The sequence below is a fragment of the Pseudoalteromonas spongiae UST010723-006 genome (genome assembly GCF_000238255.3).
In the GTDB taxonomy this organism is placed as follows: Bacteria; Pseudomonadota; Gammaproteobacteria; order Enterobacterales; family Alteromonadaceae; genus Pseudoalteromonas; species Pseudoalteromonas spongiae.
This window is the reverse complement of sequence record NZ_CP011039.1, coordinates 2930875-2954617: the sequence shown is the minus strand read 5'-3', so window position 1 is coordinate 2954617 and position 23743 is coordinate 2930875. Positions and strand designations below refer to the sequence as shown.

General features: G+C 41.5%; 24 protein-coding genes. 19 read left to right on the top strand and 5 right to left on the bottom strand.

All coding sequences use genetic code 11. The annotated features are described in order from the left end of the window. Positions 1 to 42: 42 nt before the first annotated feature. Complete coding sequence (gene plsB / locus PSPO_RS13585; RefSeq protein WP_010561492.1) at positions 43 to 2454, bottom strand: glycerol-3-phosphate 1-O-acyltransferase PlsB; 2412 nt, start codon at positions 2452 to 2454, stop codon at positions 43 to 45. A gap of 228 nt (positions 2455 to 2682) precedes the next feature. Between plsB and lexA the strand changes: the two genes are divergently transcribed. The 5 genes from lexA to PSPO_RS13560 all read left to right on the top strand — a co-directional run bounded on the left by lexA (position 2683) and on the right by PSPO_RS13560 (position 7780). Next, positions 2683 to 3300: a transcriptional repressor LexA gene (gene lexA, locus PSPO_RS13580; protein WP_010561493.1), complete on the top strand. Its 618-nt coding sequence runs from the start codon at positions 2683 to 2685 to the stop codon at positions 3298 to 3300. A gap of 338 nt (positions 3301 to 3638) precedes the next feature. Continuing rightward, positions 3639 to 4769, top strand: a complete 1131-nt coding sequence (gene coxB, locus PSPO_RS13575) for a cytochrome c oxidase subunit II (RefSeq protein WP_010561494.1) — start codon at positions 3639 to 3641, stop codon at positions 4767 to 4769. Then, on the top strand, positions 4769 to 6343 hold the full coding sequence (gene ctaD, locus PSPO_RS13570; RefSeq protein WP_010561495.1) for a cytochrome c oxidase subunit I: 1575 nt from the start codon (positions 4769 to 4771) through the stop codon (positions 6341 to 6343). Before coxB ends, ctaD begins: the two co-directional genes overlap by 1 nt. Further along, positions 6343 to 6918 (top strand): cytochrome c oxidase assembly protein, encoded by a 576-nt coding sequence (locus PSPO_RS13565; protein ID WP_010561496.1) that lies wholly within the window; start codon positions 6343 to 6345, stop codon positions 6916 to 6918. The genes ctaD and PSPO_RS13565 overlap by 1 nt, the downstream gene beginning before the upstream one ends. Beyond that, positions 6902 to 7780, top strand: coding sequence for a cytochrome c oxidase subunit 3 (locus PSPO_RS13560; protein WP_010561497.1), 879 nt, complete (start codon positions 6902 to 6904; stop codon positions 7778 to 7780). Before PSPO_RS13565 ends, PSPO_RS13560 begins: the two co-directional genes overlap by 17 nt. A 13-nt stretch (positions 7781 to 7793) precedes the next feature. Here the strand turns inward: PSPO_RS13560 and PSPO_RS13555 are convergent, their stop codons facing one another. Next, entirely contained in the window at positions 7794 to 8012 is a 219-nt protein-coding gene (locus PSPO_RS13555) for a DUF2909 domain-containing protein (protein WP_010561498.1), read from the bottom strand. A gap of 20 nt (positions 8013 to 8032) precedes the next feature. Between PSPO_RS13555 and PSPO_RS13550 the strand changes: the two genes are divergently transcribed. The 13 genes from PSPO_RS13550 to PSPO_RS13490 all read left to right on the top strand — a co-directional run bounded on the left by PSPO_RS13550 (position 8033) and on the right by PSPO_RS13490 (position 20496). Further along, positions 8033 to 8752 carry an SURF1 family protein gene (locus tag PSPO_RS13550; RefSeq protein WP_010561499.1) on the top strand — a complete coding sequence of 240 codons (720 nt, stop codon included), beginning with the start codon at positions 8033 to 8035 and terminating at the stop codon, positions 8750 to 8752. After that, a complete protein-coding gene (locus tag PSPO_RS13545) occupies positions 8745 to 9269 on the top strand; it encodes a hypothetical protein (protein WP_010561500.1) in 525 nt (174 codons plus the stop codon). The genes PSPO_RS13550 and PSPO_RS13545 overlap by 8 nt, the downstream gene beginning before the upstream one ends. Before the next feature lie 9 nt (positions 9270 to 9278). After that, the gene (locus tag PSPO_RS13540) at positions 9279 to 10271 is read left to right on the top strand and encodes a COX15/CtaA family protein (protein ID WP_010561501.1); all 993 of its coding nucleotides are present in this window, start codon (positions 9279 to 9281) and stop codon (positions 10269 to 10271) included. 10 nt (positions 10272 to 10281) lie between these two features. Beyond that, positions 10282 to 11178, top strand: a complete 897-nt coding sequence (gene cyoE / locus PSPO_RS13535; protein WP_010561502.1) for a heme o synthase — start codon at positions 10282 to 10284, stop codon at positions 11176 to 11178. Next, positions 11179 to 11796, top strand: a complete 618-nt coding sequence (locus PSPO_RS13530; RefSeq protein WP_010561503.1) for an SCO family protein — start codon at positions 11179 to 11181, stop codon at positions 11794 to 11796. Between the two features lie 113 nt (positions 11797 to 11909). Next, positions 11910 to 12179 (top strand): STAS domain-containing protein, encoded by a 270-nt coding sequence (locus PSPO_RS13525; RefSeq protein ID WP_010561504.1) that lies wholly within the window; start codon positions 11910 to 11912, stop codon positions 12177 to 12179. A 12-nt stretch (positions 12180 to 12191) separates the two neighbouring features. After that, a complete protein-coding gene (locus PSPO_RS13520; RefSeq protein WP_010561505.1) occupies positions 12192 to 12554 on the top strand; it encodes a response regulator in 363 nt (120 codons plus the stop codon). A 13-nt stretch (positions 12555 to 12567) separates the two neighbouring features. Then, positions 12568 to 14664, top strand: coding sequence for a chemotaxis protein CheA (locus PSPO_RS13515; RefSeq protein WP_010561506.1), 2097 nt, complete (start codon positions 12568 to 12570; stop codon positions 14662 to 14664). Next, positions 14664 to 15164, top strand: coding sequence for a chemotaxis protein CheW (locus PSPO_RS13510; protein WP_010561507.1), 501 nt, complete (start codon positions 14664 to 14666; stop codon positions 15162 to 15164). The genes PSPO_RS13515 and PSPO_RS13510 overlap by 1 nt, the downstream gene beginning before the upstream one ends. Before the next feature lie 91 nt (positions 15165 to 15255). After that, a complete protein-coding gene (locus PSPO_RS13505; protein ID WP_010561508.1) occupies positions 15256 to 17982 on the top strand; it encodes a methyl-accepting chemotaxis protein in 2727 nt (908 codons plus the stop codon). Between the two features lie 53 nt (positions 17983 to 18035). Continuing rightward, the gene (locus PSPO_RS13500) at positions 18036 to 18854 is read left to right on the top strand and encodes a CheR family methyltransferase (RefSeq protein ID WP_010561509.1); all 819 of its coding nucleotides are present in this window, start codon (positions 18036 to 18038) and stop codon (positions 18852 to 18854) included. Beyond that, positions 18851 to 19459 (top strand): chemoreceptor glutamine deamidase CheD, encoded by a 609-nt coding sequence (cheD, locus tag PSPO_RS13495; protein WP_010561510.1) that lies wholly within the window; start codon positions 18851 to 18853, stop codon positions 19457 to 19459. Before PSPO_RS13500 ends, cheD begins: the two co-directional genes overlap by 4 nt. An 8-nt stretch (positions 19460 to 19467) precedes the next feature. Then, positions 19468 to 20496: a protein-glutamate methylesterase/protein-glutamine glutaminase gene (locus PSPO_RS13490; protein ID WP_010561511.1), complete on the top strand. Its 1029-nt coding sequence runs from the start codon at positions 19468 to 19470 to the stop codon at positions 20494 to 20496. Positions 20497 to 20501: 5 nt separating this feature from the next. Here PSPO_RS13490 and PSPO_RS13485 read toward each other — a convergent pair whose 3' ends face one another. Next, positions 20502 to 21527 (bottom strand): polysaccharide deacetylase family protein, encoded by a 1026-nt coding sequence (locus PSPO_RS13485; RefSeq protein WP_010561512.1) that lies wholly within the window; start codon positions 21525 to 21527, stop codon positions 20502 to 20504. Between PSPO_RS13485 and PSPO_RS13480 the strand changes: the two genes are divergently transcribed. Next, positions 21504 to 22838 (top strand): MATE family efflux transporter, encoded by a 1335-nt coding sequence (locus PSPO_RS13480; RefSeq protein WP_010561513.1) that lies wholly within the window; start codon positions 21504 to 21506, stop codon positions 22836 to 22838. The genes PSPO_RS13485 and PSPO_RS13480 overlap by 24 nt on opposite strands. On the opposite strand, the gene PSPO_RS21875 is transcribed toward PSPO_RS13480, so the two are convergent. Together PSPO_RS21875 and nfuA are read right to left on the bottom strand one after the other, a co-directional pair. Beyond that, positions 22792 to 23064, bottom strand: coding sequence for a hypothetical protein (locus tag PSPO_RS21875; protein ID WP_040641475.1), 273 nt, complete (start codon positions 23062 to 23064; stop codon positions 22792 to 22794). The two genes, PSPO_RS13480 and PSPO_RS21875, sit on opposite strands and share 47 nt — an antisense overlap. Then, positions 23057 to 23632: a Fe-S biogenesis protein NfuA gene (gene nfuA / locus PSPO_RS13470; RefSeq protein WP_010561515.1), complete on the bottom strand. Its 576-nt coding sequence runs from the start codon at positions 23630 to 23632 to the stop codon at positions 23057 to 23059. The genes PSPO_RS21875 and nfuA overlap by 8 nt, the downstream gene beginning before the upstream one ends. Between the last annotated feature and the right edge of the window lie 111 nt (positions 23633 to 23743).

Here is a 23743-nt window from a genome sequence, read left to right as displayed (position 1 = left end):
AAAGGCGGTGTATACCGCCTTTATTTTTGTTGTCGATAAAAGCTAGTTTTCAAGTGCACTGGCAATACTTGGGTTAAGTTGTTTTAGAATAATTTGACTCAACTGCTTTGTTGTCTCGTTGCCTGTGATGCGGCCTTGTTCGCAATCATCAATCATGTGGTTATGCTTAAGCGTGCTAATAAAACCAGACAACACTTTTTTATCGAAGAATTCTGGTGTATCGATACCAAATAGTTGTGCAAGCTGTTGTGCAAAATCTTGGCTTTGCGTTTCAAGCTGGTCGCGCGAAATGCTGTCACTTGCCAGAATTAATTTAAGTACGCTGGCATAGCGAATTAATGTGCACTGGATAAAGCGTGCTAACAAGTTAAGCTGAGCTAGAGATTTGCTGCTAGGATTAACTGAAATCGCATCGTTTTCAACGGTTAATAACCCAATACCGCTCAAGGCTTCAAGTGAGTCATTTAGATACGTTTCGCAATACGGTTGCATAAACCACTCCTGTTTAAAGAGCGGATATAACGCGTTAACTTGCTTGATTAGCTGGTCGCGAGAAATGTGTTTTTGGCTAATTAAGATTGAGCTAATTAGACTTGGTACTGCGAATAAATGCAGTACGTTATTGCGGTAATAGTTCAGTAATACTTTTTGCGTGTCTTGAATACGGATTACTTCAACTCGCCCTTGCGTAATCACTTCAAATTTATCTAACGTGAGTGCGTGTTCAAGCAGCTCTTCTGCGCTTTTGTTTGGCACACTGACATCTTTGCTGTACGGCGCTAATTCAAGCAATCTCAGGTAGTTTGTCATACAAGCAATGAGCTCGTTACGCGTCATCGCCTGTTTTTCGGTGTTTAACAAAATAGATGACATTAAAGTAACGGCATTGATCGCAGCCGCATTGTTGATGTTGACCATAACTGAATCAGCAAGTTTGCCAACCATTGGCGTTAGCCAATTAGGCTTTTCATTTGCAGCAATGCTGTCGCGCCAATCTGACTGGTGCTGGGTAAGGTATTGATTAATGTTGATTGGTTCGCCAAAGTTTACATTACCTTTGCCGTAATTCTTGAGCTTACGTAGAGTTTTGAATACGCCCAGTACTGACTCATTTTTCTTTTTTTGTCCAGCAAGTTCACCAAGGTAAGTGTTTACTTCCATTACATGTTCGTAACCAATATATACAGGCACGATTGAAATTGGACGATCGATACCGCGCAAAATTGATTGTAATGTCATCGCTAACATACCGGTTTTAGGTGGAAGCAAACGGCCAGTTCGGCTGCGGCCGCCTTCGGTATAAAACTTAACAGCGTAGCCTTTTATAAATAACTGGCTTAAGTATTCACGGAACACTGCGGAATAAAGCTTGTTGCCTTTGAACGAGCGGCGTAAGAAAAAGGCGCCACAGCGTCTAAATATTGGGCCTGCAGGCCAAAAACTTAAATTTATACCTGCTGCAATATGCGGTGGTACAAAACCTTGATGGTAAATAACGTAAGTAAGTAATAAGTAATCCATATGGCTACGATGGCACGGCATATAGATGATTTCGTGGCCTTTGTCGGTCAGCTCTTGAATCCGTTCCGGGTTATTTACTTCAATACCGTTGTATAGCTTGGTCCACAGCCAAGTAAGAATGCGCTCAGAAACACCGATCATTGATTCGTTATAGTTGGCAGCAATTTCATCAACGAGTTTTATGGCATTTTGTCGTGCTTCTACAATTGAGATGTTTTTACTTTTTGCTTCATCTTCAATTGCGGCTTTGACAGTGCTTGATGCTAAAAGACCTTGATACAGCTGATCGCGAGATGGCAGTTTAGGGCCAAGCGCAGCGAGCTTCTGACGTTTAAAGTGGACGCGGGCAACACGAATGAGTTTATGCGGTAAATCATCACTTTGTTGCTTACTGGTAAGCTGCGATAGTTCTAATGGACGACTAAAACGAATTAAGTTGTCGCGGCCAGATAGTAACACGACAAATACTTTACGTAACCAACTTGGTGTAAGAGAACTGGATAAAATAGTGCCAAGGCCTGGCTTTTCTTTACCTGGATTGCGTCCCCATAAAATGGTGACCGGAATAACTTGTAAATCGGTAACGTCAGATTGTTTTAATGCTGCAAATATTTCTTCGCTAATTTCGAGCGCTGGGCTGTCTTTTTTGGCTTTACCAAACAGTGGCGAGCGATGATGAATTGGAATGTACCTTGGAACTTGTTTATCACCAATTTGCTGAGTGACCTGAGGGTCTGGTAAGCCGAGTTTTTTACAGGTGCTGCGCAACGCGGCTGAATCAGAAAAAGAATTTAACAATGTGATGTAAACGGTCGGCTTGTTCTTATCTATTGCGAGGTTGTCTAAAGGGTGTTCAGGCACTATTTTCGAACGTACTAAAAGCTTGTTCATACCGTTTGCAAACCACTGAATCATAGAGCCAACCAACTTCATAACACCAACCTAAAAACAAAAGGGGCGCTAGCATACCAGTTAACTCTAAAAGATTAAATAACTGGTCGTGCCAGAGGAAAAATAAAGCAATTTACTGCGATGATTTTTGATTTGCAGCAATTATCGTCTGTAACTAAGCATAGTGCTAATTATCAAATAATTAAAAGTTGCGAAATAAGAATAACTGTATATACTCACAGTTATCTGTACTGTATGGAAAACCAGTGAATGAGACCATTAACAAAACGTCAGGCACAAATCTTAGAACTTGTTAAAGTATTTATTAAAGATACTGGCATGCCGCCAACGCGCGCAGAAATCGCATCGACACTCGGTTTTAAAAGTGCAAACGCTGCAGAAGAGCATTTAAAAGCATTAGCCAAGAAAGGCGTAATTGAAATGGTGCCAGGCGCTAGCCGTGGTATTCGTTTAGTGGAAGAAGATGAACCCGAGCAACTTGGTTTACCATTAATTGGTCAAGTTGCCGCAGGTTCACCTATTTTGGCTAATGAGCACATTGAAAGCCATTATCAAGTGGATCCAAACCTATTTAACCCATGTGCAGATTTCCTACTGCGTGTACGTGGTGAGAGTATGAAGGATATCGGCATTATGGATGGTGACTTACTTGCTGTTCATCGCACGCCAGTGGCGAATAATGGTCAAGTGGTTGTAGCCCGTGTTGATGAAGATGTAACGGTAAAGCGTTTTGAAAAAGCAGGCAAACAAGTACTATTACATGCAGAAAATGACGATTTTGACACAATTAAAGTCGATTTAGAGCATGATCATTTTAATATCGAAGGCCTTGCGGTTGGCGTTATTAGAAATGCTGACTGGATGTAATACACTTTTGTTGACCTTGGCTAGTGAGTAATTTTGCTAGCCTCACCCTGCTTTAAAACACCCTATTTCTTACTATAACCCCTTCTATTTTTACATCTTCAAAAATCGCTAACTTATAGATTTATAAAAAATTTATCTTAAATTTGACTTGCGTAAAATTTAATCGTTTACTAGACCTTAGTAGTAACCTTGTTTTCTTTTTAAGCAAAGTGCGGCTTTTAGAAAACAAGTATAATAAAGAAAATGGAGTGATGCTGTAGTGCGTCGTGCGATTTAATCGCTAAAACTTTCACTGACCATTTCCTAACAACATAATAATAATTAGCTAAGGAGCGAGCATGAGGCTAGTGAAACTATCCTTATGGTTACTATTGAGCTTTCCTTTTTTAGCAGTTGGGACGAGTCAATATAACTTACCTGTTGGGGTGACAGACATCAGCCGTGATGTCTACGAGCTCCATATGACAATTTTTTATATCTGTTGCGTTATTGGATTAGTAGTATTTGCCATTATGTTTTGGGCAATAATTCATCACCGTAAATCAAAAGGAGCAGTGCCTGCTCAATTTCATGAAAGTACCAAAATTGAAATACTGTGGACCGCAATTCCATTTGTAATTTTGATTGGTATGGCAGTGCCTGCAACCAAAACCTTGATTGCCATGGAAGACACCACTAAAGCTGACCTAACGATTAAAGTCACAGGGTCACAATGGAAGTGGCATTATGAATATCTTGACCACGATGTGTCGTTCTATTCTGTTCTTTCGACTCCACGTGAACAAATCACCAATCAAGATCAAAAAACAGAAACCTACCTATTAGATGTTGATAAACCCCTTATTATTCCAAAAGGAAAAAAAGTACGCTTTTTAATGACTTCGGACGATGTAATTCACTCTTGGTGGGTACCTGAGTTCGCGGTTAAAAAAGATGCGAACCCTGGCTTTATTAACGAAGCGTGGACTAAGGTCAATGAGACCGGTATTTATCGCGGTCAGTGTGCTGAGTTATGCGGAAAAGACCATGGCTTTATGCCAGTGGTTGTTGAAGTTAAAGAGCCTGCTGAATTTGAACAGTGGTTGGCAAATGCGCAGCTTGAAAAAGCGCAAGCAGCGGCTGCAGAAAAAGCGTCACTTGATCTTACACTATCTCAAGATGAGCTAATGACGCTAGGAGAACAAGTGTATATGGCTAATTGTGCTGCGTGTCACCAACCTACTGGGATGGGATTGCCAGGTGTGTTCCCAGCGCTAAAAGATAGCCCAATAGCACTTGGCGATGTTAAAGCACATATCGATATTGTGGTTCATGGCAAGCCAGCAACAGCAATGCAAGGCTATAGCAAAATGTTGTCACTAAAAGAATTAGCGGCAGTAGTGACCTATGAGCGAAATGCTTGGGGTAACAACACTGGCGATTCAGTGCAACCAAGTGATATTCAAGAATCTGTGGGAGAAGCACAATAATGACAACACTAGCTGAATCTCATCACCACCATCATGCGCCAACGGGTTTAAAACGTTGGCTATTTACGACTAACCATAAAGATATCGGTACGCTATATCTGCTATTCGCTCTGTTAATGTTTTTAACGGGTGGCGCAATGGCACTGGTTATTCGTGCCGAATTATTTCAACCAGGCTTACAATTTGTAGAGCCACACTTTTTTAACCAAATGACTACAGTTCATGGCCTAATCATGGTTTTCGGTGCAGTTATGCCTGCGTTTACTGGCTTGGCAAACTGGATGATCCCTATGATGATTGGTGCGCCAGATATGGCACTACCGCGCATGAATAACTGGAGTTTTTGGATTTTACCATTTGCGTTTTTCATTCTGCTTATGTCGTTATTTATGGAAGGCGGCGGCCCAGCTTTTGGTTGGACGTTCTATGCCCCACTATCAACCACATACAGCAATGATAATACGGCACTATTCGTCTTCGCTGTGCATATTATGGGCATTAGTTCAATTATGGGGGCAATCAATGTAATTGTAACCATAGTGAATATGCGCGCACCTGGCATGACGTATATGAAATTACCGCTGTTTGTATGGACGTGGTTAATTACTGCATTTTTATTAATTGCGGTGATGCCGGTACTTGCTGGGGCGGTGACTATGGTGCTAACTGATAAATACTTTGGCACAGATTTCTTTAACGCGGCAGGCGGCGGCGACCCTGTAATGTTCCAGCATATTTTCTGGTTCTTCGGACACCCTGAAGTTTACATCATGATTTTACCGGCGTTTGGTGTTATCTCGACGATTATTCCAGCGTTTTCACGTAAGAAACTGTTTGGCTATGCCTCAATGGTGTATGCCACAGCATCAATCGCGTTTTTGTCGTTTATTGTATGGGCGCACCACATGTTTACCACTGGCATGCCATTGGCGGGGGAGTTGTTCTTTATGTATAGCACCATGCTGATATCTGTGCCTACGGGGGTAAAAGTTTTTAATTGGGTAGCGACAATGTGGCGTGGCTCGATTAGCTTTGAAGTGCCGATGCTGTTTTCCATTGCGTTTATTGTGTTATTCACCTTAGGTGGTTTCTCTGGATTGATGTTAGCAATAACACCGGTAGATTTTCAGTATCACGATACTTACTTTGTGGTTGCTCACTTCCACTATGTGTTAGTAACGGGGGCTGTATTCTCGATAATGGCAGGAGCTTATTATTGGTTACCAAAGTGGACAGGCAACATGTATCACATTGGTCTTGCTAAAACCCATTTCTGGTTATCGCTAATTAGCGTAAACATTCTGTTCTTCCCAATGCATTTTGTGGGCTTAGCCGGTATGCCGAGACGTATTCCTGACTATGCACTGCAGTTTGCTGATTTTAATGCATTGATCAGTGTTGGTGGCTTTGCCTTTGGTTTATCTCAATTACTTTTTGTTGCCGTTGTTTATAAGTGTGCAAAGGGTGGCGAAAAAGTACCTGCCAAAGTGTGGGATGGGGCTGAAGGGTTGGAGTGGGAAGTTGCATCGCCTGCACCTTATCATACGTTCTCTGAGCCGCCGGAAGTGAAGTAATGAATAACGTTAAGCTACTCAAAAAGCTAATCTTAACCAGTTTATTAATGTTTGCGTTTGCCTTTGCGCTGGTGCCACTTTATGACGTGTTCTGTGATATCACAGGGTTGAATGGAAAACCTAATATGGAGCAGGCCCAAGTGAGTGCGCAAAGTGATGAATCGCGCAGTGTACGCGTTACATTTATCACACACGCGCAAGCTGGCGCACCGTTTAAAGTCAAAGCTAAACGCTACAGTGTTGACGTTAGCCCGGGTGAAATGGAGCGCATAGAGTTTATTGCGCAAAACCTTTCGAGTAGCAACAAGATAATGCAAGCCGTACCGTCAGTAGCACCAGGTCGGGCGGCTAAATATTTACATAAAGTGTCTTGCTTTTGTTTTAATCAACAGCCGCTGACAAGCAAAGGTTCAGCGGATTTGCCATTGCTCTTTTACCTCGACGAAACCTTGCCAAATGATATTCATGAAGTGACCTTGTCGTACACCATTTACGATATTACAGCAGATGTTGAAGGTAAAGTTGCAAGCAATAGCAAGCGCGATGGAGAGTTAGTCAATGAAAACTCAATATGAAAAATATTATGTACCTGAGCAAAGCCAATGGCCGATTGTGGGTGCTGTTGCTCTGTTCTTAATTGCCATTGGAGCTGGCTTAGCGGTAATGCAAACTGCTAAACAGCAAGGTGGTTTTGGTTTTCACATTTTAATCTTAGGCATTGCGGTTTTACTTTATATGCTGTTTGGTTGGTTTAAAAATGTGATTGATGAGTCTCAAGGTGGACTTTATTCATCGCAAATGGACCGCTCGTTTAAACAGGGTATGGCGTGGTTTATTTTCTCTGAAGTGATGTTTTTTATGGCATTTTTTGGAGCGCTATTTTATGCCCGTACATTTGCTGTACCGTGGCTCGGTGGTGATAGCAATAACGCGATGACAAACGAAGTGCTATGGCCATCATTTGAAGCTGTGTGGCCTTTAGTCAGTACGCCCGGTGGTACAGAAACGCAAGTAATGGGTTGGCAAGGTTTACCACTTATCAACACGATTATTCTTTTAACCTCATCGGTGACTTTGCATTTTGCACACACCGCAATTGAGCATGGAAAACGCACGCAGTTAAAGGTAATGCTTGGTTTTACTATTGCTTTAGGGGCGATATTTTTAGCGCTACAGGGTGAGGAGTACGTTCATGCATATCAAGATCTAGGTTTAACACTGGACTCAGGTATATATGGCAATACGTTCTTTTTGCTAACTGGCTTTCACGGCATGCATGTCACGTTAGGCACGCTCATTTTACTTGTCGTATTTATACGAATTTTAAAAGGGCACTTTAGTGAAGAAAAGCACTTTGCTTTCCAAGCTGCAGCTTGGTATTGGCATTTTGTTGACGTTGTATGGTTGTGTTTGTTTGTCTTTGTTTACGTACTTTAAAGGTCAATAACCACTAACCAACAGTATAAGGATTGCTGTTTGGTGTGATGATGCCAAACAGCATTGCCAGCAAAATAATCATCAGAACAATTGCAGAAAATAACACTCGGCGCCCTAAATAATGGGACATAGAGTTTGCAGCAGCGTCGCTTTTAAGCATACAAAACAGTGCTTTAAACAAACTAAAAACGATGTAAAACAATAAGAATACGATAATTAATTTTATCAACATAAGTTTAGGGAGTTTGCTATATGCGGTTAATCCAGAATAGTGCAAAAAGCATCACTCTGCTAGTGTGTACAACAACTGTCGCATTAATATGCACGAGTTTAGCTGTGTGGCAGTATCAAAGATCACAGCAAAAAATAACGATTATTAAAAAACTAGAACAGCTTAGCCAACAAGGGGTTATTCCTTGGTATCAGCTCGCTAGTTTACCAAGCGATTGGCTTGCAACGGGACTTAAAGTATCGCTATCCGGCGAAGTCTCTTCGCAGTTTTGGTGGCTTGATAATCAAGTGGTTGATGGCAGTTTTGGTTACGACTTGATCGTTGCCGTGAAACCAAAAAACTCTTCACGCTGGTGGCTGGTAAATCTTGGTTGGTTTGCGGGCTCGTTAAATCGAGAGCAATTACCAGAAGTAAGCTTGCCGCAGCAACTAAAACTCACCGCATTATTAAAGGTTGGTAACTTTACCAGCTTCAACTTGGTATCAAATGATCTTGAATTACGCCAAGGACAACGGTTGCAATACATTACGCCAGAGTTTGCAGCAAGTGCGCTCCAGCAGCCATTCGCGCCATATATTCTTTATGCACAGCCGGACAGTGCGCTGGGCGAATTTCATTACCAAGTTATTAATATGTCGCCAGATAAACACAAAGCGTACGCCTTGCAGTGGATTTTACTCGCTCTCGCTGCGATTGTGATTGGTGCGGTTATATATCGAAAAGGAAGTGCACATGAATAAGACTCTTGGACTTTTTATTATTTGTTTTTTAGCACCAGCGTTAACTGCTTTTTTGGCGTTAAAGTTTGATTGGCTTGAGCCCGCACAAACTAATTTCGGGCATTTCGTTGAAAATGAACAGAAAATTGAAAAGTGGCCGGCGGAATCTCAACTTAAATGGTCGCTCGTTACTTTGTCGGAAGAGGTTTGTGCGCAACATTGTGAAACTCGAAAGCAACTAATTAAAAATGTGTTTGATGTGCTTGGTAAACATAATTTATATGTGGGGGCATTTTCCCTTTCTAGCAGCCAGCAGGCATTGCAGCTGACCAATTTAACTGCACATGAAAATGCTGTTACACAACTTGAAAATCAAACACTTGCTATTGAATCAGATGCAATTTATTTAGTCGATCATCACGGTTTAATAGTGCTTGAGTATCCCGTTAATTATCAGCTTCAGTCAGACAATAATATGAAACGCGGACTTATTAAAGACCTCAAAAAGTTGCTCAATTATAGCCGCAGTAGGGCTTAGGAGGTGCGAATGAATCACTATCATAAAATTGTACTGTTTGGCTGTGTTTTTGCATTTATTGTGGTGGGGTTAGGTGCGTATACGCGACTTAGTGACTCTGGCTTAGGCTGCCCTGATTGGCCTGGATGCTATGGTTTTTTAACTGTGCCTAATGAGGCGCATGAGCTGGAAAAAGTCGAAGAACACTTTCCAACACACGAAGTCGATCAAGGAAAAGCGTGGAAAGAAATGATCCATCGCTATTTTGCTGGCACATTAGGCATAATTATTTTGCTTATTGCGATAATGGCATTTAAGCAACGGCAACATCGATTAGCACCTGTGAAGTTACCGTTGTTAATTCTGGGGCTAGTTGTATTTCAAGCTGCGTTAGGCATGTTAACAGTCACTATGAACTTACAGCCGCTTATCGTTATGGGGCATTTGCTTGGAGGCTTTACGATTATGAGCTTGTTGTTCTTGCTCTATATCAGGCTTACCACAGAGCGTATCCCTGGTGGTGATTCGGGCGCTAAACCTCATTATAGCTTGGCAATAATCGCTTTGGGCTTTGTTATTTCGCAGATTGCATTAGGTGGATGGTTAGCGGCAAATTACGCGGCCTCACATTGTGCAGATTTTCCTTTGTGCGGCGCCAATACATTTGAGCGTTTTTCATTTACGAGTATTTTCCAATTACCGAATGATCACGCCAGTTATGAGTTTGGAGTGTTGTCGGCTGAAGCGCGTATGTCGATTCACTTTCTCCATCGCATTTGGGCAATGGTTACCACGTTTGTCGTGCTTTGGGCTGGTTTTAAAATTCTAAAAGACTGTTATTCAACAATAATAAAACGAGCTATTTACCATATTTGGGTGGTGTTGTTTTGTCAGGTTGCGCTGGGAGTTAGCTTAATTTTGATGCATATTCCGCTCAATATTGCGCTTATTCATAATATGACAGCATTATTGCTACTTTTAAGTTGCGTTCGGCTTGCATATCTCATTAAAAGCAAGTGCTAGGGAGTAAACTATGACCAGTTATGTTTTACAATTTCAGCGCTCACTAAGCGCTAAAGTTCATGAATACTTAGTGCTTTGTAAACACAAAGTTGTGATGTTGCTAGCGCTTACCGCTGTGGTTGGACAAGGTTTGGCACCCCACGTTGGGCGAAGCTTGCTAGAGCAGATGTTAACCATAGTAGGTATCGCATTATTAGCCAGTAGTGCTGCGGTGATTAACCATATTGTTGATAGCGATATAGATAAAAAAATGAAGCGCACCGACTCGCGCCCAGTCGCAACTGGCAGTGTGACAAATCGTCAGGCGTTTGTCTTTTCAATGACGCTGTTGGTTATTGGGTTTTGCATGTTAGTTGCTTACGCAAATTGGCTGACCGCTTGGCTTACCTTAGTTGCTTTAGTCGGTTATGCGTTTGTTTATACGCTGGTATTAAAAAGACGCACGCCACAAAATATTGTGATCGGGGGCTTTGCTGGCGCGATGCCGCCATTGTTGGGCTGGGTGTCTGAAACTGGCTCAATGTCAGCAGAACCTTGGTTATTAGTGATGATAATTTTCACTTGGACACCACCGCACTTTTGGGCGTTAGCCATTGATCGTAAAAAAGATTATGAAAACGCAAAAGTCCCCATGTTGCCTGTAACGCATGGTATTGAATTCACCAAAACAATGGTGTTGTTATATAGCGTTTTATTGACATTGGTTTGTGTTTTACCGTTTTTAATTGGTATGTCAGGAAACTTTTATTTAGCGGTAAGTGTGTTACTTAATGGCGTGTTTATGTATCGTGCTTGGGAGCTAAAATTTGCTGCCAAAGAAAAGTCTGCGATAAAGCTATTTATCTATTCCATTTGGCAACTTATGATACTATTTATCGCACTATTTATTGATAAGTGGTTGATTTAAATGAGCCAATTTAAGCTATTAATTGTTACATCTTTAATCTTTATGGTTTTGGGTTGCGGCCCAAAATCACCTCCGCAAACAAACGCATTACTCTATCAAGAGGCTAAGATTGTTAAGCCATTTGTGTTGCAAGACCAAAATGGCCAACAGGTTACTAATCAAAACTTAAAGGGTAACTGGACGCTATTATTTTTAGGTTATACAAGTTGCCCAGATATTTGCCCAATGACGTTGGCAAAATTAACTCAGATAACAAAAGAGTTATCGCCTAACTTTGCCATAAATGTATGGTTTGTATCGGTTGATCCTAAGCGTGATAACGCAGAAAAACGCAAGCTGTACATTGATTACTTTAACCCCGATTTTACTGCTGTTTCTGCAGAGCATAAGCATTTATTTCCATTTGTTCGAAACCTAGGTTTAGTGTACGCGATTCATGATGATGGTGAGTCGGAAAATTACACAGTTGACCACAGTGCATCAGTCACGTTAGTCGACCCAAATGGCGCGGTTAGAGCCATTTTTAAACCTGAATTTGCCAAAGGCAAAGTACCGTTAATTAATCAGAGTGAAATGACACAAGAACTGACCTCAATTATTGGTTACTACAGCAATTAGTATCGATTTATGATCTGCTAACGCATTAATTAGCTTTAATTAAATCGATATTATTTTGGCAAATTTTCATTCTGGGTCTACGCTTAATTTTAAGCGAACAAGGAAAGAAAATTATGTATCAGTTACCTGCTGAGCTTGTCATAAACTCAGTCTCTGAGCTTAAAGAATCTCTCTTAGATTTATTATCGAAACAATCGAGCATTGATCTGGATATTTCCTCGGTTACTCGTGCTGATACCGCTTCAATTCAATTACTCTGTTCGTTGCAAAAAAATCTAGCGGAAACTCAGCATCAAATTACGTGGCATGGCAAAAGTGATGCGTTATTTGCTGCAGCAAAAACATTGGGAGTGCAAGATTTTCTTGCCTTATCAGAACAATAATTTGGGGTCTGTATGAAAAAGATTTTGGCGGTTGATGATTCTGCATCAATGAGACAAATGGTTGGTTTTACGCTTAAAAAAGCTGGTTTCGATGTAACAGAAGCGAAAGACGGAAGCGAAGCGTTAGAAATCGCTAAAGGCAACAGCTTTGATGCGGTCATTTCTGATGTGAATATGCCGATTATGGACGGCATTACACTTATTCGAGAATTAAGAGCGCTACCTGCCTACAAGTTTACGCCTATGCTAATGCTTACTACCGAATCGGGACTGGATAAAAAAACCGAAGGTAAAGCCGCTGGCGCCACTGGATGGATCGTAAAACCATTTAATCCAGATCAGTTATTAGCAGTAATTAAGAAAGTCATCCGATAAATCAGGAGGTGGCATGAGCATAGACTTAAGCCAATTCTTTGAGGTTTTCTTTGAAGAGAGCCTTGAAGGTTTGGATGTCATGGAATCGGAGTTACTCAACCTCACACCTGGTGATGTAGATAACGAGACGATTAATACTATTTTCCGTGCCGCGCATTCTATTAAAGGTGGAAGTGGGACCTTTGGTTTCACACATGTTTCCGATTTTACCCACGTTTTAGAGACCCTTTTAGACCAAATCCGAGAAGGCAGCAGAGAGTTAGCCGCCGAACATGTGAATCTGCTTTTGCAGTCGGTTGATTGTTTGCGCGAAATGTTAGGTGATTTACAAAATAATCAAGAAACAGACCTAACGACTGCAACTCAGTTAAAAGAAAAGTTTGAGGCAATTTTAGCGGGTGAGTCACAGCCAGCTAGTACACCGGTAGCTACAAATAGTAGCAGCGATAATCCACCTGTGGAGCACGGTGCACTTGATACCTACGAGGTGATTTTTAAGCCGCAACATCATTTATTTAAAACGGGTAATGAGCCCATCTATTTGATTGAAGAGTTGGCAGAACTAGGTCAGCTCGACGTGACTGCAAATTTAGATGATGTACCTGATATTCATAACCTTGCGGCTGACGAATGTTTTTTAACTTGGTGCTTTTATCTTGAGACCGATAAAGGCGAAGAGGCAATAAAGGAAGTATTTGAGTGGGTTGAAGATGATGCCGAAATCACTATCACTTTGTGTGGCGGATTGTTTGGTGACGACCCCATAGAATCTGAACCAGAAGGTGTTAGTGAGCAAGCTACTGAAGAGGCATCAACGCCAACAGCTGAAAGTAAAAGTGACAAACCTGCGCCAGCAGCAAAAGCTGCTGCGAAAAGTGGTTCCACCGAAAGTACGTCAATTCGGGTCAGCATTGATAAAGTCGATTCACTAATTAACATGGTTGGCGAGCTGGTAATCACTCAAGCGATGCTTACACAGCTTGGCGAAGGAGAAATTACTGAAAACAAATTAATGGCCTTGCAAGAAGGACTTGCACAACTTGCTCATAACACACGCGATTTGCAAGAAAGTGTGATGCGAATTCGCATGCTGCCAATCAGTTTTGTATTTAGTCGCTTTCCGCGTTTAGTGCGAGACACATCGCAAAAGCTAGGAAAAGAAGTTGAACTAAAACTCCTTGGTGAGCAAACTGAGCTTGATAAAACAGTAATGGAAAAAATTTCAGATCCTATGGTGCACTTGGTGCGAAATTCACTGGATCATGGCCTAGAAACGCCAGAACAGCGGGAAGAGGCAGGTAAGCCAAGAGTTGGTACCGTAACACTTAATGCATTTCATCAAGGCGGCAACATAGTTATTGAAATTATGGATGATGGTGCTGGCTTAAATACACAAAAGATCAAACAAAAAGCGATTCAAAACGGCCTAATTAGCGACTCAGACGACTTATCGGATGATGAAATTAATGAGCTAATTTTTATGCCCGGTTTTTCAACTGCAGATGAAGTGAGTGATATCTCTGGCCGTGGCGTAGGTATGGACGTAGTAAGACGCAATATCCAATCGCTTAATGGCTCAATTGAGGTTACTTCAGAACAAGGTATCGGTTCCACTTTTACAATTCGCCTACCGCTTACTTTGGCTATTTTAGATGGTCAGTTAGTGACAGTGGCACAGCATACTTACATCATTCCGCTTATTTCTATTGTGGAATCATTACAAATTGATTTGAAAATGGTGAATTGCGTGGGTGGCGGTTTAAACGTTTTACGCTTACGCGATGAATACATTCCTATTTTACGATTACATAAAATCTTCAATCACAGTGGTGCAATTGAAGATCTCGATAAAGGCTTACTGGTTATTGTTGAAAGTGACAACCAAAAAGTCGGGTTATTAGTTGATGATTTATTGGCACAGCAACAAGTCGTCATTAAAAGCCTAGAGGCCAATTATCAGAAAGTAGAAGGCGTTTCTGGGGCGACTATTTTAGGTGACGGAAGAGTATCGCTAATTATTGATATTACGGGGCTAATCAAATTAGCGGGCCTGAAAAAAGCAGGTACTTCTGAGCTTGCAATTGAGCCGATAGAAAGTGAGGAAGCTTGATGGAAGCGATAGCAAATGATCTTCTCGAGTCGAGCGAAGAGAATCAAGAAGAGAATATCTGCCAGTTTCTGACTTTTATGATGGCAGATGAAGAATATGGTGTGGATATTCTCACAGTGCAAGAAATCCGTGGTTGGGAGGAAATAACTCAAATTCCCAATTCGCCAAGTTATGTAAAAGGTGCCATTAATCTGCGCGGCACAATAGTACCAATTATTGATTTGCGTGCGCGATTTGGCTTGCCGCAGGCGCCGTATAGCTCAGTCACTGTAGTAATTGTGGTCAAAGTTGACCTAGAAAGTGGCGATAAAATTATGGGATTAGTGGTTGATGCAGTATCAGATGTTTACAGCATTTCAGAGTCTGATGCGCGCGATGTACCTGATGTAACTAATACTGAAAATACAGAGTTTGTTCATGGTCTGGTCAATGTCGGTGAAAAAATGGTTGTGTTGTTAGATTTAAAACGGGTGTTGAGTCTTGCCAAAGAGCCGGATTAATAAAAACAAAAACTCATCTACAGGGTGAGTGGTAAGTGAGTGTAAAAGCCGATGATGAAATGCAATCAAATAAAAAAGGGTGGAGATTGATATGTGGTGGTTTAGCAAAGCACCGGACGCAGCATCTGGGAAATCCGAGAGTGATTTAATTTTAGAAGCCTTAAGTCGATCTCAAGCTGTCATTGAGTTTAAACCTGATGGTACTGTAATTACGGCTAACACCAACTTTTTAAATGCGTTGGGATATCGCTTAGAGCAAATCCAAGGACAACATCATCGCATGTTTGTACCACCTGCACATGCCAATAATGCTGAGTATAGCCAGTTTTGGGCTCGACTAGCACGTGGCGAGTTTATCTCTGGTGAATTTAATCGTATTAACGCCGAAGGCAAAGAAATTTGGATTCAAGCGTCATACAACCCTGTTGTCAACGAACATGGTGTTGTTAGTAAGGTTGTTAAATATGCTACTGATATCACCGAGCAGAAAATAGCATCAGCTGATGCCGCTGGGCAGCTAGCTGCGATTAGTAAATCGCAAGCGGTTATTGAATTTAACCTTGATGGCACAATCATCACAGCAAACGATAACTTTTGTAGTGTTATGGGTTATCGATTAGATGAGATTGTTGGCAAACATCATAGTATGTTTGCAGAGCCAGAATACGCTTCGAGTCAGGACTATAAAGATTTTTGGCAAAAATTGAATCGTGGAGAATTTTGTACTGGCGAATATAAACGAATAGGCAACGGTGGAAAAAATGTATGGATTAGGGCGTCTTACAATCCTATTTTTGATCCAAATGGTAAGCCTTTTAAAGTTGTGAAATATGCGAGTGACATCACTGAGCAAAAAGAAGCCGAATTTGAAGCGCGTTTGGCCGCCAACCGTGCAAATGCACTTAAAGTGTGTCAAGCCAATGTAATGATTGCAGACAATGACTTAAAGATAGTTTTCATTAACGATGAAAATTTAAAAATGCTTAAAAGGCGCGAAGCTGCTATTCGCCAAGTGTTGCCAAATTTTGATGCTAACAACTTAATTGGGCAGTGTGTAGATGTTTTCCATAAAGACCCAAGCCATCAACAAAAAATGCTAGCTGCGCTTAAAGATGTGTATCGCACCAGAATCACGGTTGCTGAATTAACCTTTTCGCTAATTGCTACACCTTGGCTGAATACCGAAGGTGAGCGCATTGGTACCATTGTCGAGTGGCAAGATTTGACCGATGAATTAGCTGCGCAAAGAGAAGCGGAGGCAATTGCTGCTGAAAATTCACGAGTTCGCCAAGCTCTCGATACGGTTAATACCAACACCATGATTGCAGATGCAAGCAATGAAATTGTGTATATGAATAGTGCCGTGTTAAATATGATGCGTAATGCCGAATCTGATATTAAGCGCGATTTACCTAACTTCAATGCGTCGTCATTAATGGGGTCAAATATGGATGTATTTCATAAAAACCCGGCGCATCAGCAACAAATGATAGAGCGATTGACATCAACGTATAGTACTGAAATTTTGGTCGGCGGTCGCACGTTTGCGCTTACTGCAAATCCTATCTTCTCTGATAATCAGGAGCGTTTGGGCACGGTTGTAGAGTGGCTAGATAGAACTGCTGAGGTGGCAATTGAGAAAGAAATTGACGAGCTTGTAACAGCTGCATCGCAAGGTGAACTAGATACACGCATCGATCAATCTGGTAAACAAGGCTTCTTCTTAAATCTCGCGCAAGGACTCAATAGGTTAGTTGAAATATCCGATGAGGTAATCACTGAAGCGGCAGAAATGCTTGATGCAATGGCGCATGGTGACTTAACCAAGCGTATTCAGAGCGATTACTTAGGCTCATTTGATAAGTTAAAACGCGATGCAAACACTACGGCAGAAAAGCTAACCGAAGTGATAGAGAAAGTTAGTGTGTCTTCTAATCTTGTTGCCAGTGGCGCGGAAGAAATTTCTCAAGGTAATACTGATTTAAGTCAACGTACCGAAGAGCAAGCGTCGTCATTAGAAGAAACTGCTTCAAGCATGGAAGAGATGACCAGCACAGTTCGCCAAAATGCAGATAATGCAAAAGTTGCGAATGAACTTGCCAACGACACCCAAGTAAAGGCTAAACAAGGCGGTGAAGTGGTTGAGCGTGCGGTAGAAAGCATGGCCGAAATCAATCAAGCCAGCAAGAAAATTGCAGACATCATAGGTGTTATTGACGAGATTGCATTCCAAACTAATTTACTTGCACTGAATGCAGCGGTAGAAGCTGCAAGAGCAGGTGAGCAAGGACGAGGCTTTGCGGTTGTTGCCGGTGAAGTGCGAAATTTAGCACAACGTTCTGCTGCCGCAGCTAAAGAAATAAAAGAGTTAATCCGAGACAGTGTGAGCAAAGTTGAAGACGGAACGCTACTGGTGAATGAATCAGGTAGTACGCTGCAAGAGATAGTTGCTTCTGTGCAACGAGTAACAGAAATGATTGCTGACATAACGGTAGCATCTGAAGAGCAAAGCTCGGGTATTGAACAGGTTAATAAAGCCATTACGCAAATGGATGAAATGACTCAGCAAAATGCCGCGCTTGTAGAGCAAGCCTCTGCGGCGAGTGAATCCATGGCGGAACAAGCAAATGGTATGCGTCAGTTATTAAGTTTCTTTAATACTAGCGGCAATCATAGCATTGAGTCTCCGATGATTACACAGCGACCAGCAGCAAAAAGCGCTCCAAAAGTTGCTCCGCGTAGTGAGCGCCTGCAAATAACCTCGGTTCCATCGGGCGATGATTTCGCCGATAGCAGCGAAGAGTGGGAAGAGTTTTAACTGTTCGTTAAAGCTAGGCAGAGGTTTCTGCCTAGCTTACTCTAGGAGTCATTGTGGCGAAGGAATTTCTGCTAACAGATCAAGAGTTTGAGTTGATCGCGAAAATGGTTTATGAAGCCTGTGGTATTGTGCTTGGTAGCCATAAACGCGAAATGGTTTATTCTCGTTTGGCGCGCCGTATTCGTGCATTAAATTTGGCAAGTTTTGCACAGTATATTACTTACCTTGATCAGCATAAACGTGACGAGTTTAGTCATTTTATTAATGCAATCACCACCAATTTAACTTCATTTTTTCGTGAACCGTATCATTTCGATTTTTTGCGTGAAACGCTTATTCCTCAAATTCTTGAACGCAATAAAAGCTCAAGGCGAGTAAGAATATGGTCTGCTGGCTGCTCGACAGGTGAAGAGCCTTATACAATAGCGATGACTTTGGCTGATAAGTTTCCGTCTAATTGGGATGTAAAGATATTAGCAACGGACTTAGATTCAAATGTACTGGCGAAAGCAAGCGCAGGTGAATACGCAGAAAACTCAATTACGGGTTTAGATAATGGCTTAAAAAAACGCTTTTTTCTGCGCAATAAGCAAAGTGGCCTGTTTAAAGTGAGGCCTGAATTGAGGGATAAAATTTACTTTAAGCGACTTAACTTATTACAAGAGTGGCCTATGAAAGGTGAATTTGATGTGATTTTTTGTCGTAATGTGGTCATCTACTTTGATCAGCCAACAAAAGAACTGTTATTTCAACGCTATGCTGCTCAGCTATGTTCACAAGGTCATTTATTTTTAGGCCATTCAGAAAGTATGAATAAGACACAAACGGAATTTGTAGCGCTTGGTAAAACCATGTACAGGAAGGTACTTTGAACGAGAATTTTAAGCAGTGCCTAAATGGCTTTGAAAACATAAAACGTTATTGGGATAGGGGCCGTGACGCCGTTGTCGCGAAAATTTTACCCGGCGAAGTGTATGTTACTAAACAAAATGAATTAATTTCTACGGTGCTGGGTTCGTGTATATCAGCATGTGTTTATGACTACAAAATGGGGATAGGTGGCATGAACCACTTTATGCTTCCAGCAAATAATAATGCGAGCATTGATAGTTTAAGCTGTCGCTATGGTAACTGGGCGATGGAGTTTTTGATTAATGAAATTATTAAAAATGGTGGCAATCGCGATAACTTTAAAATTAAAATTTTTGGTGGTGGTAAGATAATTCGCGGAATGGGCGACATTGGCGAAGGTAATATTATATTTGTGTCGCAATTTTTAAAAAATGAAGGACTGCAAGTTGAGTCCCATGATGTTGGTGGGCCTTGGCCGCGAAAAGTGCTGTTTAATCCCACTACAGGCAAAGCACACGTAAAAAAACTTCGAAGTATGCATAACGACACAATTCAACAACGTGAATTTAAATATCTTCACGAAATTGAAGAGCAAGATACGCATACTGATATCGAGCTATTTTAGGAATTAAGATGATCAGGGTTTTAGTAGTTGATGACTCACCATTGATTCGAGCGGTACTGACTGAGGTCTTACAGCAAGCACAGGATATTGAAGTAATTGGTACGGCAAATGATCCATATCAAGCAAGGGATCTAATTAAAAAACTTAATCCAGATGTGCTAACGCTCGATGTAGAAATGCCAAAAATGGACGGCGTGAGTTTTTTAAAAAACTTGATGCGACTAAGGCCAATGCCAGTTGTGATGATTTCGACCTTAACTCAGCAAGGCGCACCGATTACGCTTGAATGCTTAGAGTTAGGGGCCGTTGACTTTGTTGCTAAACCAACACAGCAAGTTGGTGACAAACTGCATGGTTACGCGCAAACCTTACACGAAAAAATAAGAGCGGCAGCAAAAGCTCGTGTACGAGCGATAAAACCCGTAACTCCCCCTGTGGCGAGTGTGGCTACGGGCACGTTTGATAATACTAAGCTGGTGGCAATTGGTGCATCAACCGGTGGCACTGAGGCAATTAAAGAAGTGTTAACCGGCTTGCCTGACAATTTCCCACCGATTGTTATTACTCAGCATATTCCACCTGTTTTTTCAGCCTCGTTTGCAGAGCGTATGGATCGTTCAGTCGCGTTAACGGTTAAAGAGGCGGAAGATGATGAGGAAATTAAGCCTAATCATGTTTATATCGCACCTGGCGATTACCACTTAGCGGTGGTTAGCAAAGGTACGAAACTGATGTGTAAAGTAGTTCAGTCAGCCCCTGTTAATCGTCATCGCCCAGCTGTCGATGTATTGTTTAAATCAATTGCTAAATTAAATTTGGGTAAAAAAGTGTGTGCGTCGTTACTTACCGGCATGGGGGCTGATGGTGCCGCTGGTTTGCTAAAGCTAAAAGAGAGTGATGCGTATACTTTGGCGCAAGATGAGGCATCGAGCGTGGTTTGGGGTATGCCGCGCGCTGCAGTCGAGTTGGACGCAGCGCAAAAAGTTCTTAGTTTAGATTCGGTTGCAAATGAAATTGCAAATTGGGCAAAAAAATGACCGTGCTATTTATCAATCACGAAAGGGTGAGATAGCCAGTAAAATCGGCCCGCTTTAGATTTACTTGGCGCAGTACAATTGTAACGCGAACGTCCTTTGTTTAGCTCACCTTCACTTTGCACAGTCACTTCATTTTCACTTTGCCAAGTAATTTTGGCTGTGTTACCACTGATAAAACAATTGAATTGCGAGTTGTTAAAGTCTTTCTCGGTAAAGGTTAATCTGAGTACTGGTGTCGAGTTGGTTGTAACCGATTGTGCATCAAGGTTAAATGAAAACGGCAGACTCGCGATTTTTGTTTTTAATGTGTCTAAATTGGCATAGATCCCTGATGCCGGAAAGCGCGGCACGCGCGTTAAGTCGGTACTTAACCCAACAGCGCCTGAATGCTGACCAATACCAACATAGCCTAACTCTTTTACTAACGTTTGTAATTCACGATTAAACTCACCATAGGGATACGCGACATACTTAAAGTTGTGGCCAATCTCCTGCTTAATACGTTGTTCGGAATGCGTAATATCGTTGCGTATTCTCTCTCGCCATTGCGCTAGTGACTCGTTATCTTCGCGAATATGCAAGTAATCGTGCTTTGCGCTGTGGTTTGCAATGTATGCACCTTCTTTTGTCAGTGCTTTTAGCTGCGGCCACGTCATCACATAGCTTTTACCTTCATCTATCAGTTGTGGGTTTACAAAAATGGTATAGGGATAGTTAAAGCGCTTTAAAATGGGCGCTGCTTGCGTGAAGTTATTAATAAATCCATCGTCAAATGTGAGTGCAACTGTTTTGTCAGGTATACTCTTTTGTTCTTTAACTGCTTCAATAATGTGCTGAAGTGGAACAACACTATAATTATTATCTTTTAAATAACTTAAGTGGGCGCTGAATTCATTTTCAGATAGGCTTGTCACACGTGGTAAAGTTTCTGATACATGGTGATATTGTAAAATCACAGCGGCATTAGCAAACGTAAAATAACAGATTAACCATAATCCAATAAATAAATGAAAAACTTTTTTACTCGTCATAAATCGTTCCATGTTGGGCTGTTAGTACTCGCTTGGCCGATGATTGTATCAAACATTAGTGTACCACTTCTCGGTTTGGTAGATACAGGTGTAATCGGCCATCTCAGTGACGCTAGCTTTTTAGCCGGCGTGGCACTTGGCAGCATGGTTATCAATTTACTTTTCTGGCTCGCAGGTTTTTTACGTATGAGCACAACCGGCTTGGTTGCGCAGGCTTACGGCAAAGACAATAAAAATGGTTTACTGCAAGAGCTAAAGCGCGCAGCACTATTTGCGTTCGCTGTTGCGCTATTGTTACTAGCAATAAGCCCTGTGATCAGCCATTTTATGGGGCTATTTTTATCGGGCAGTGATGCCGCGATAAAGCACGCACAAACGTATTTTAATATTCGTATTTTTAGCGCACCTGCCGCATTACTCAATATTGTGTTATTGGCGTGGATGTTAGGCACGCAATACAGTAAAGGCACGTTAATGATCGTGCTGGTGACCAATGTCGCCAATATTGTTCTCGATATTGTATTTGTAGTGGGTTTTGACTGGCAGGTTGAAGGCGCTGCACTTGCTTCGGTATGCGCCGATTACATTGGTTTAATAGCAGCTGTGTTGTTGCTTAAAGCACGTTTTGCTAAGCATGGATTATCGTTCTCCGCGCTTTTAAAAATATCACTCGACGGCCTAACTAGTGCGCTTAAGTTAAATCGAGATATCTTTATTCGTTCACTGTTTTTGCAGCTTTGCTTTGCCTTTATGACTTACTATGGCGGTTTTTTAGGGGATGCAACGCTTGCTGCAAATGCTGTATTACTTAACTTCTTATTGTTAGTAAGTTTCGCATTAGATGGTATTGCCTATGCTGTAGAAGCTAAAGTGGGTCAAGCGAAAGGGCGCAAAAAGGCGCAAGCAATTCATCTTTGGGTTGTTATCGGGCGCTTTTGGGCCTTTATATTTGCCTGCTTATACAGCGTAATGTTTTTGCTGCTAGGTAGCTGGATTATCAGTGTGTTAACTGACCTGCCGAATGTATTGGCGACCGCCGAGAAGTTTTTAATTTGGTCTATTATTTTACCGCCAATCGCTAGCTTTTGCTTTTTGTACGATGGAGTGTTCGTTGGCTTAACCAGAGCAAAAGAAATGCGTAATACCATGATTTTTTCAGCACTTGTTGGCTTTGCAGGAGTATTTGCCGTTAGCTATCCTTTGGGTAATCACGGGTTATGGCTGGCTATGACGTGTTTTATGGCGTTAAGAGGATTAACGCTGGCTAAAAAATATCACGATTTTTGGCGCTCTCGCCAACTTTTGCAATAACTTGTGAAAAGCGATTAGCAAAAATACCTAGATAACCATAAATAGCAAAGTACAGCGCGATAGGTAGTAGAACAAGCCCTGCTATTTGAAAATAATGACTGTTAAAGTAGCCATAAACAATTAAGCTGGCAGCAATAACAAACAAGCCTAAACCGCTGAAAAAGCGTTTTAGGCTTGTTTTAGGTTCTTGACCTAGTCGGTAGACTAGATGTTTGAATTTAGTAATATGAATGCTCGCCAGACTGGTGTTCAGTAATATCACGTACACCTGTGATTTCATCAAACTTAGCAACCATTTGCGTTTCAATGCCATCTTTAAGTGTTACATCAATCATTGAACAGCCATTACAACCACCACCAAACTGGACTACGGCAATACCGTCTTTGGTGATTTCAACTAAGTTAACCTGACCACCGTGATTCGCTAGTTGTGGGTTAATTTCTGTTTCAATCATATGTTGCACACGCTCTTGCAGTGACGCGTCATCACTTAGCTTTTTCGCTTTTGCGTTTGGTGCTTTTAGCGTTAGTTGTGAGCCCATTTTGTCAGTAACAAAATCAATATCGGCTTCTTCTAAAAACGGTGCGCTTTCTTCGTCAACAACGGCATCGAATCCATTAAATGGTAACTTAATGTCCGTTTCTTCAACGGCATCTGCCGGACAATATGACACGCCACACTCGGCTTGTGTTGTACCTGGGTTAACCACAAAAACGCGAATGTTAGTGCCTTCAGCTTGATCTGCTAGCAGTTTGGCAAAGTGGCTTTGTGCTGCCTCAGAAATGGTAATCATAATTCGACCTATACCTGACTAATTTACTCGGTTTTTAGTATATCACTTTTTTGCTTTGCTAAAATAGTAGGGCAAGTTGAAAAGGTTTTAACTTATCTTATTTTTTTGCTG